General features: G+C 71.8%; 9 protein-coding genes and 1 riboswitch. Of the genes, 3 read left to right on the top strand and 6 right to left on the bottom strand.

The genetic code is table 11. The features are described 5' to 3' along the window. Window positions 1-8: 8 nt before the first annotated feature. Together EIM47_RS15150 and EIM47_RS15155 are read right to left on the bottom strand one after the other, a co-directional pair. Window positions 9-1,313: an MFS transporter gene (locus EIM47_RS15150; RefSeq protein ID WP_028915198.1), complete on the bottom strand. Its 1,305-nt coding sequence runs from the start codon at window positions 1,311-1,313 to the stop codon at window positions 9-11. A gap of 10 nt (window positions 1,314-1,323) precedes the next feature. Further along, a complete protein-coding gene (locus EIM47_RS15155; protein ID WP_125077374.1) occupies window positions 1,324-2,271 on the bottom strand; it encodes an aldo/keto reductase in 948 nt (315 codons plus the stop codon). A 168-nt stretch (window positions 2,272-2,439) separates the two neighbouring features. On the opposite strand from EIM47_RS15155, the gene EIM47_RS15160 reads away from it, so the two are divergent. Together EIM47_RS15160 and EIM47_RS15165 are read left to right on the top strand one after the other, a co-directional pair. Next, window positions 2,440-3,054 carry a DNA-3-methyladenine glycosylase gene (locus tag EIM47_RS15160; protein WP_125077375.1) on the top strand — a complete coding sequence of 205 codons (615 nt, stop codon included), beginning with the start codon at window positions 2,440-2,442 and terminating at the stop codon, window positions 3,052-3,054. A 24-nt stretch (window positions 3,055-3,078) separates the two neighbouring features. Beyond that, window positions 3,079-3,205: riboswitch (yybP-ykoY riboswitch) on the top strand. 44 nt (window positions 3,206-3,249) lie between these two features. Beyond that, entirely contained in the window at window positions 3,250-3,816 is a 567-nt protein-coding gene (locus tag EIM47_RS15165; RefSeq protein WP_125077376.1) for a manganese efflux pump MntP family protein, read from the top strand. Between the two features lie 10 nt (window positions 3,817-3,826). Here the strand turns inward: EIM47_RS15165 and EIM47_RS15170 are convergent, their stop codons facing one another. From EIM47_RS15170 to EIM47_RS15180, 3 genes are all read right to left on the bottom strand, one after another. After that, a complete protein-coding gene (locus EIM47_RS15170) occupies window positions 3,827-4,273 on the bottom strand; it encodes a universal stress protein (protein WP_125077377.1) in 447 nt (148 codons plus the stop codon). A gap of 88 nt (window positions 4,274-4,361) precedes the next feature. Continuing rightward, window positions 4,362-6,542 carry a DNA helicase II gene (gene uvrD, locus EIM47_RS15175; RefSeq protein WP_125077378.1) on the bottom strand — a complete coding sequence of 727 codons (2,181 nt, stop codon included), beginning with the start codon at window positions 6,540-6,542 and terminating at the stop codon, window positions 4,362-4,364. Between the two features lie 203 nt (window positions 6,543-6,745). Beyond that, a complete protein-coding gene (locus EIM47_RS15180; protein ID WP_019398323.1) occupies window positions 6,746-7,366 on the bottom strand; it encodes a TIGR00645 family protein in 621 nt (206 codons plus the stop codon). A 195-nt stretch (window positions 7,367-7,561) separates the two neighbouring features. On the opposite strand from EIM47_RS15180, the gene EIM47_RS15185 reads away from it, so the two are divergent. Further along, window positions 7,562-8,248: a glutathione binding-like protein gene (locus EIM47_RS15185; protein ID WP_125077379.1), complete on the top strand. Its 687-nt coding sequence runs from the start codon at window positions 7,562-7,564 to the stop codon at window positions 8,246-8,248. A gap of 58 nt (window positions 8,249-8,306) precedes the next feature. On the opposite strand, the gene EIM47_RS15190 is transcribed toward EIM47_RS15185, so the two are convergent. Then, the gene (locus EIM47_RS15190; RefSeq protein ID WP_019398325.1) at window positions 8,307-8,753 is read right to left on the bottom strand and encodes a zinc ribbon domain-containing protein; all 447 of its coding nucleotides are present in this window, start codon (window positions 8,751-8,753) and stop codon (window positions 8,307-8,309) included. Window positions 8,754-9,079 lie beyond the last annotated feature (326 nt).

The raw sequence follows: 9,079 nt of genomic DNA on the forward strand, positions 1-9,079 counted from the left end.
GTGCCCCGCTACTGCGCCGCCGCCTCGCGCCGGCGCTGGGCGCGGCCCAGGGCCACGCCGGTGCCGGCCCAGACCAGGGCCACGCCGGCGCCGATGAACAACGCCAGCGACGGGTGCTCGCCCAGCAGGTCGAGCATGCGCTTGACCCAGGCCGAGAGCGCGTCGCCGCCGCGGTAGACCGCGGTGTCGATGAAGTTCTTGGCCTTGTACTTCTGCGCCGCCGGCACGACCGTGTAGAGCATTTCCCGGCCCGGGCGCACCAGCGCGTACTCGCCGGCGCGGCGGGCGACCATCACCACCACGAACACCGCGAACACCGGCGCCAGCGCCAGCCACAGGAAGCCGGCGGCCATCACCAGCGGCACCGCCACCAGCAGCACGCCCACGCCCAGCTTCCTGGCCACGTGGCCGGTGACGAACAGCTGGGTGAGGATGGCCAGCACCTGGACCACGGTATCGATCAGGCCGAACACCCGGGTCTGCTGCTCGCGGTGCGGGAACAGCTCGGCCACCAGCCGCGCCTGCTCGAAGTACAGGAAGGTGGTGACCGTGGTCAGCAGCACCACGAACAGGCAGATGCCCAGCAGGAAGGGCGAGCGGAACACGTCGGTGGCACCCTCGAACGGGTTGCCGCCCAGCCGCTTCGGCGGCGGTGCCGCCGCGCGCTCGTGCGCCGGCAGCGGGTGGCGGTCGCGCCAGCGGTGCAGCCACAGCGCGGTGGCGGCGCTGGCGCCGATCAGCAGCGAGGACAGCAGCAGCAGGCCACCGTGGCCCAGCGTCCCCACCAGCAGGGTGGTCAGCACCGGCCCCAGCAGGCCTCCGGCGCTGGCGCCGGAGGCGACCAGGGCGAACAGGCGCCTGGCTTCCGAAGGCGCGAACACGTCGGCCAGCACGCTCCAGGCCAGCGAGATCAGCAGCAGGTTGACCACCGAGACCCAGATGTAGAACGCGCGCCCGACCCAGACGTTCTCCGGCTGCAGCAGCAGGCTGGCACCGAAACCCAGCAGGGTCGCCACCACCGCGCCGAACACCCAGGGCACGATCCGCCGCCGCGGCACCTTCGAGGCGATCCAGCCGAATACCGGCAGCACCGCGACCGTGGCCAGGAAGGTGCCGGTGAACAGCCATTGCAGGTTGTCCACGCCCCCGGCCACGCCGAAGGTCTCGCGCACCGGCCGCAGCATGAAGTAGCCGGTGAACAGCAGGAAGAACATCGCCAGGCCGGCGCCGACCGCAGGCGCTTCGTGCGGCTGCACGCCGAACAGGCGCGACAGCAGGGGCTGGCGGCGGGCGGAATCCGGCGAGGACGTCATCGGCGCCGGCTCAGGCGGAGAACATCCGCACCAGCTCGCGTTGCTGCGCCTGGTCCAGCAGCGGGCCGGTGCCGGCCGCGAGCTGGTCGCGCTGGCGCTCCGGCTTGCCGGTGGCCGGGATCACCACCGTCACCGCCGGATGGCTGATGGCGAACTTCAGGAACATCTGCGCCCAGGATCCCACGCCGACCTCGGCGGCCCAGCCGGGCAGCGGTTTGCCGCGCACCTGGGCGAACAGGCGGCCGTCGTCGAAGGCGCGGTTGATGAGGACCGCCACGCCGCGGTCCCGCGCCAACGGCAGCACAGTCTTCGCCGCGTTGGTGGAGTTGACCGAGTAGTGGATCTGGATGAAGTCCAGCGCCTCCGTGCGCAGGATCTGCTCCATTTCCGCCAGGCCGGCGTCGGTGTAGTGGGTGATGCCCACGTACTTCGCCTTGCCCTGGGCCTTGAGCTCGCGCGCGTAGGGCAGCTGCCGGCGCCAGTCGCGCATGTTGTGCACCTGCAACAGTTCCACGCGGTCGGTGCGCAGCCGGCGCAGCGACTCGGCCCACTGCGCCTGCGCCGCCTCGCGGCTGTCGGCGGCGATCTTGGTGGCCAGGAAACAGCGATCGCGCCGGCCGCCGTCGGCCAGCAGGCGGCCCACCACCGCATCGGAGCGGCCGTAGTTGGGCGAGGTGTCGATCACCGCGCCGCCGCCCTCGAAGAAGATCCGCGCGACCTCCTCCAGGGCCTGGTATTCGGGCGTACCGAAGTCCACGTCGTAGCTGCCGGAGGTGCCGGCGCCAATCACCGGCAGCTGCTGGCCGGTGGACGGGACCGGGCGGGTCAGCAGCGGGGAAGCACCGGATTGCCCGGCAGCCCACAGCCGGCCCGGGGTTCCCAGCAGGGTGGCGCTGGCGACGGCGGAGGTGGCCAGCAACGACTGGGCGAGGAAGCGGCGACGCGAAGAGGTGTTCATGGAACGGACTCCGTTGGCGGCTCGCGGTCCGCCGATGCTAACCCCGTTTTCCGCCTTCGCATGTGCAGCTTGGCAGGGGGCCGGCGGCCATGCCCTGGCGGCAATGACGCACCGGCGCGCGCCGGCACGCTAGGCTGCAGCCCGTTTTCCCGGATCCCATCCGAGCCCGTGAGCGAACTCCCCGACCCCGGCTGGCAGGTGCTGCCGCGCGAGTTCTACCGCCGCCATCCGGCCGAGGTGGCGCCCGAACTGCTGAACAAGATCCTGGTGCGCAGCGACGGCCGCGCCGCGCGCATCGTCGAGGTCGAGGCCTATGCCGGCAGCGAGGACCCGGCGGCGCACTCGTTCCGCGGCCCCACCACGCGCACGGCGACCATGTTCGGCGAGGCCGGGCACCTGTACGTGTACTTCACCTACGGCATGCACTGGGGCAGCAACGCGGTGTGCGGCGAGGTCGGCCAGGGCTACGGCGTGCTGCTGCGCGCGGCCGAACCACTGCTAGGCGTGGAGCTGATGCGCCAGGCGCGGCCACGCGCGCGGCGCGAGCGTGACCTGGCCAGCGGCCCGGGCAAGCTGTCGCAGGCCTTCGGCATCACCGGCGTGTTCGACGGCGCCGACCTGGTCGGCGGCGACCGTGGCCTGTGGATCGCCTGCGACGGCACCCCGCCGCCGGATGCGCCCGTGGTCGGCCCGCGCATCGGCATCAGCCGCGCGGTGGAGTTCCCCTGGCGCTGGCACGTGCCCGGGCACCTGCACGTCTCGGTGCCGCCGCGGCGGCGATGACGGCCTGCGTGGTATCCTGTCCGTCCTCGTTTGGGGAGTAGCCTGCCCCGCCGCAATGGCAGGGCGTCCGCGTCAACACACTCGGCCCATGGCCGTGGCGCGGACACCGCAAGGACTGGCGAGACCAACGGTTGGCTGACGCGTCCGCGGCTGGGCGCCAGCCGGCCGTGTCCGTCGCCCAGCCCGGTACTCCCGATGCGTCCGCTTTCCATCCTCCTGATCGGCCTGGCCATGTCCACCGACGCGTTCGCCGCGGCGGTCGGCAAGGGCGCGGCGATGCAGCGTCCCGGCTTCGGCCTGGCGCTGCGCACCGGCGCGCTGTTCGGCCTGGTCGAGGGCAGCACGCCGGTCCTGGGCTGGCTGCTGGGCACCGCTGCGGCGCGCTACGTCACCGCCTGGGACCACTGGATCGCGTTCGGCCTGCTGTTGCTGCTGGGCCTGCACATGATCTGGCACGGCATCCGTCCCGATTCGGCGGAGAGCGCGCCGCGCCGACACGGCTTCTGGAGCATGCTGGGGCTGGCGCTGGGCACCAGCATCGACGCCATGGCGGTGGGCGTGAGCCTGGCCTTCCTCGACGTGCCGATCGCCGTGGTCGCCCTGGTCATCGGCCTGTGCACCATGGTGATGGTCACCCTGGGCGTCCTGCTCGGGCGCATGTTCGGCGCGCTGGTCGGGCAGCGCGCGGAGCTGGCCGGCGGCATCGTGATGATCGCCATCGGCGTGGCGATCCTGCACGGGCACCTTGGCGGCGCGGCCTGAAGCCACGCGCTCAGCGCACCACCAGTACCGGCACCTTCGAGCGCGCCAGCACCGCCTCGGTCTGGCTGCCCAGCAGCACCTTGCCCAGGCCGCGCCGGCCGTGCGAGGCCATCACCACCAGGTCGGCGCCGTGCTCGGCCGCGGCGTGCACGATGGCGTCGGAAGGATGCCCGTCGGGCACGTGCACCGTGGTGCAGGCGACGCCGGCGGCGGCTGCCTGGGCGGCGGCATCGGCGAGGATGCGCTGGGCCGAGCGCTCGCAGCCTTCACGGTATTCGCGCTGCATGTCCGGATCGGCCGACAGCGCAAGAGCGTCGTCGAAGGCCGGCATCCACGGCTCGGTCACGGTGACCACGACCACGTGCGCGCCCACCGCGCGGGCCAGGTCCAGGCCGTGGTCCAGGCCCTTGCCGGCCAGCTCGGAACCGTCGGTGGCGATCAGGATGCGTCGGTACATGGCGGCCTCCAGGCGCGGGACTGCGCATATTGCACCCCCGCGGGCGTGATGGCGGCAGATACGCCGCCGCCCCGCCCGGGCCGCCGGCTCAGACCGGCTGCAGCTTGGCGAAGGCCAGCACCAGCCACTTGCTGCCGGCGTCGTCGAAGTTCACCTGCACCCGGGCGTGGGCGCCGCTGCCCTCGTAATCGGTGACCACGCCGCGGCCGAAGCTGGGATGCACCACCGCCTGGCCCAGGGCGATGGCCGGGGCCTCGATCGCCGGGTGCACCTGGGTGCGCGGTGGCGCCGCCATCGGCCGCGCCACCTGCACCCGCGGGCGCACCTCGTTGAGCAGGTGCCCGGGGATCTCGCGCAGGAAGCGCGAGGGCAGGCCGTACATGTCCATGCCGTGGATACGGCGGCTCTCGGCATAGGTCAGCACCAGCTTCTGCCGCGCGCGGGTGATGCCCACGTACGCCAGGCGCCGCTCCTCCTCCAGCCGCCCCTGCTCCTCCAGCGACTTGCTGCTGGGGAACACGCCCTCTTCCACGCCGACCAGGAACACCAGCGGGAATTCCAGGCCCTTGGCCGAATGCAGGGTCATCAGCTGCACCCCGTCCTCGTCGGCCTGGGCCTGGCCTTCGCCGGCCTCCAGCGCCGCATAGGACAGGAAGGCGACCAGCTCGCTCATGCTTTCCTGGTCGTCGTCCAGCTCGGCGCGGGAGAAGCGCGAGGCCACCGACACCAGCTCGTCCAGGTTCTCCAGGCGCGACTCGGCGTCGAGCTGGCCGCGGGCCTCGCTGGCCCAGTGCTGGCGCAGGCCGGAGCGGGCCAGCACGTGGTCCACGCGGTCCTTCAGCGCCAGGTCGGCGGTTTCCGCGTCCAGTGCCTCGATCAGGGCAAGGAAGCCGGCGACGGCATTCCGCGCGCGCGCGGCCAGGGCGTTCTCGGCCACCAGCGCGGTGGCCGCATCCCACAGCGACTGCGAGCGCTCGCGGGCGCGGCGCCGGATCTCGTCCAGGGTGCGGTCGCCGATGCCGCGCGCCGGGGTGTTGACCGTGCGCTCGAACGCGGCGTCGTCGGCGCGGCTGGCGACCAGGCGCAGGTAGGCCAACGTGTCCTTGATCTCGGCGCGCTCGAAGAAGCGCATGCCGCCATAGACGCGGTACGGCACCTGTTCGGACAGCAGCACCTCTTCCAGCGCGCGCGACTGCGCGTTGGAGCGGTACAGCACCGCCGCCTCGCGCCAGCTGCCACCGTCGCGCACCCACTGGCGGATGCGCTCGACCACGAAGCGGGCCTCGTCCATCTCGTTGTAGGCCGCGTATACGTCCACCGGCTCGCCCTCGCCGCTGTCGGTCCACAGCTGCTTGCCGATGCGGTCGGGGTTGTGCGCGATCACCGCGTTGGCAGCGTTGAGGATGTTGGCGGTGGAGCGGTAGTTCTGCTCCAGGCGGATGGTCTGCGCGCCGGGGAAATCGCGCAGGAACTGCTGCACGTTCTCCACCCTGGCGCCGCGCCAGCCGTAGATGGCCTGGTCGTCGTCGCCGACCACGAACACGCGGCCGCTGTCGCCGGCCAGCACGCGCACGAAGGCGTACTGGATGGCGTTGGTGTCCTGGAACTCGTCGATCAGCAGCTCGCGGAAGCGGGCGCGGTAGTGGCCCAGCAGGGCCGGGTTGTCGCGCAGCAGCTCGTGCGCGCGCAGCAGCAGCTCGGCGAAGTCGACCAGGCCGGCGCGGTCGCAGCGCTCCTGGTACAGCTCGTAGGCGCGGCGCATGGACTCGGTCCACGGGTCGTTGACCGCCTGGATGTGCTGCGGGCGGCGGCCCTCGTCCTTCTGCGCGTTGATCCACCAGGCGATCTGGCGCGGCGGGAAGCGGCCCTCGTCCAGCTCCAGCTGCTGCACCACGCGCTTGACCAGGCGCTGCTGGTCGTCGCTGTCCAGCACCTGGAACGACTCCGGCAGCCTGGCCTCGTTCCAGTGCAGGCGCAGCAGGCGGTGGGCGATGCCGTGGAAGGTACCGATCCACATGCCGCGGCTGCCGTTGCGCAGCTGCATGTCGGCGCGGGAACGCATCTCGCCGGCGGCCTTGTTGGTGAAGGTGACCGCGAGGATCCCGTGCGCCGGCACGCCGTGGACCTCGTTGAGCCAGGCGATGCGGTGGGTGAGGACGCGGGTCTTGCCGGAGCCGGCGCCGGCCAGCACGAGGTAATGGCCGGGCGGGGCCGAGACGGCCTCGCGCTGGGCGCTGTTGAGGCCGTCGAGAAGGTGGGAGACATCCATGGGCGCATTTTACGGGTTCGGGGGGCGCAGGCCGTGAGACGCGTGCCTGCGATTCATGCGCCGGGCCCTGCCGCAGGGGAAGCGGAGGCAGCCCCGGCGTGCGTCCGCGCCGGATTCCGCGGATACATGAACGACGAAGGGCCGCCCTGCGGCGGCCCTCCGGCATTCCTGTCCCGCGCGGTCGCGGCGGGCGGCGCGACGGCTCAGTGGCTGCCGTGCTCGCGCTTGTGGCTGTTGTGGGTCATCAGCTTGTCGGTCCAGGCGATGCCGATGGCCGACAGGATGAACACGATATGGATGATGGTCTGCCACAGCACGCCATCGGTGGTCAGCGCGTTGCAGCGGGCGGCGCCGACATTGGAGGCGGCGGTGGCGACCAGCTCCGGCGGGCAGAACGGCAGGCCGTTGAGGGTGCCGGCGGCGATGAAGGTCTTCAGCAGGTGGATCGAGGAGATGCCGATGATCGCCATCGCCAGCTTCACCTTCAGCACCGAGGCGTTGACGTGGCTCAGCCACTCCGGCTGGTCCGGGTGGCCTTCCAGGCCCAGGCGCGAGACGAAGGTCTCGTAGCCGCCGACGATCACCATCACCAGCAGGTTGGAGATCATCACCACGTCGATCAGGCCCAGCACGATCAGCATGATCTGCTGCTCGCCCATGCTCGGCGCGTCGTGGACCAGGTGCCAAAGTTCCTTGGCGAACAGGAACACGTAGACGCACTGCGCCAGGATCAGGCCCAGGTATAGCGGCAGCTGCAGCCAGCGCGAGGCGAAGATCAGCGAGGACAGCGGACTGAGCGGGCGGCGGGGCGTGGGCTGCGACATGGGTGGGTGCTGCACTGCGGAAGAGACGGCGCAGGTTAGCGGCGCGCCGGCCCGGCTGCCAAGCGGCCGGCGGACCGGCGGGCGCCGGGGCGGTCCCGGCGGCGGGCCCCGGCTGCAACGCAGCGGACCACCGGCGCCCACGGGGCCATGCCCTCCGCGGCCCTACACTCGCCGTTCCGAAGCGGAGGCAAGCGCATGATCGAGCTGTATTACTGGCCCACCCCCAACGGCCACAAGATCACCCTGTTCCTGGAGGAAGCCGGCCTGCCCTACACCATCAAGCCGGTGGACATCGGCAAGGGCGACCAGTTCAGGCCGGAGTTCCTGGCGTTCTCGCCGAACAACAAGATGCCGGCGATCATCGACCGCGAGCCCAACGACCTGGGCGAGCCGATCACGGTGTTCGAGTCCGGCGCGATCCTGCGCTACCTGGCCGACAAGACCGGGCGCTTCGGCGGCGAAGGCCTGCGTGGACGCGTCGAGGTGGACCAGTGGCTGGCCTGGCAGATCGCCGGCCAGGGCCCGATGACCGGCCAGTACGGCCACTTCACCGTCTACGCCCCGGAGAGGATCGAGTACGCCATCGACCGCTACACCCGCGAGGTGCAGCGCCTGCTGGGCGTGCTCGACAGGCGGCTGCAGGGCCGCGCCTTCATCGCCGGCGACCAGTACACCATCGCCGACATGGCCGCCTATCCCTGGATCAATCCGTACACCAGGGCCCCGCTGGACCTGGAGCCGTATCCGGAACTGCGCCGCTGGCACGCCAGCATCGCCGGACGCCCGGCCACCCAGCGCGCCTACGCCCTGACCCGGCAGGTCAACCCGAACGCCGGCAAGCCGCTGACCGAGGAAGAGCGCAAGCACCTGTTCGGCCGCTGAGGCAGCGGGCGGCCACCCGGCGTGGCCGCCCGTGCAACGCGGCGCCGCGGCCGGCGGCTCAGCCCTCGCCGGCCGGCGCGGCCGGTGCGGCGGCCGCCTGCTGCCGCTCCAGGTGCAGCAGGATGCTGCCGACCTTGGACAGCAGGTAGCCGAAGAACAGGCCGTTGAGGGTGCCGCCAAGGGCCAGCAGCATCCAGAACGGATCGAAGCCGGACCCGACCACGCACACCACCGCGCCGACCACGGTGACCCAGCCCAGCGCCCGGCCCAGGAACTTGGCGTTCCGGCCCTCGCTGTCCGGCACCTCGCTGGCGGCCGCGGCCGCGCGCGCCGCCGCCTCCTGGTCCAGCCGCTGCAGTTCGGCGCGCAGGCCCGGGATCTGTTCCAGGACCTCGCGCGGCAGGTTGTTGCCGCAGGCGGTGCACCAGATGCGATGGTGCTCATCGCCGATGGCCTGCTGGCAATGCGGGCAGTTGACTAGCGGATTCCCCCTGACTTTCGCCACAAACGTTCCTTGCTCAAGACGCATGCGAGAAGCGCCATCCGCGGGGATGGCGCGGACTTCCGACCCGTGTCGGGCGACGGATTATCGGGTGCGGCGGGCGCCGCCGGAAGCCGTTCCGGGCGGCAACCAGCCCGTACGCAGCGACGGCAGGCACTTGCGCGGGCAATGGAAGAACCTCGTGCCCGCACCCGCCACCAGCGCCCACACCCGGGGCGGTGTTGGACCAGGACATGCCCGGCCGGAACGCCTCCCGCACCCGGCCCGGGCCACGCCCGCCGCGGCAGACGGGGTAATGCCGTGGCGCCGCGATCCGCGTTCCTCGCGCC

The sequence above is a fragment of the Pseudoxanthomonas sp. SGT-18 genome, from assembly GCF_003931645.1.
Classification (GTDB): domain Bacteria; phylum Pseudomonadota; class Gammaproteobacteria; order Xanthomonadales; family Xanthomonadaceae; genus Pseudoxanthomonas.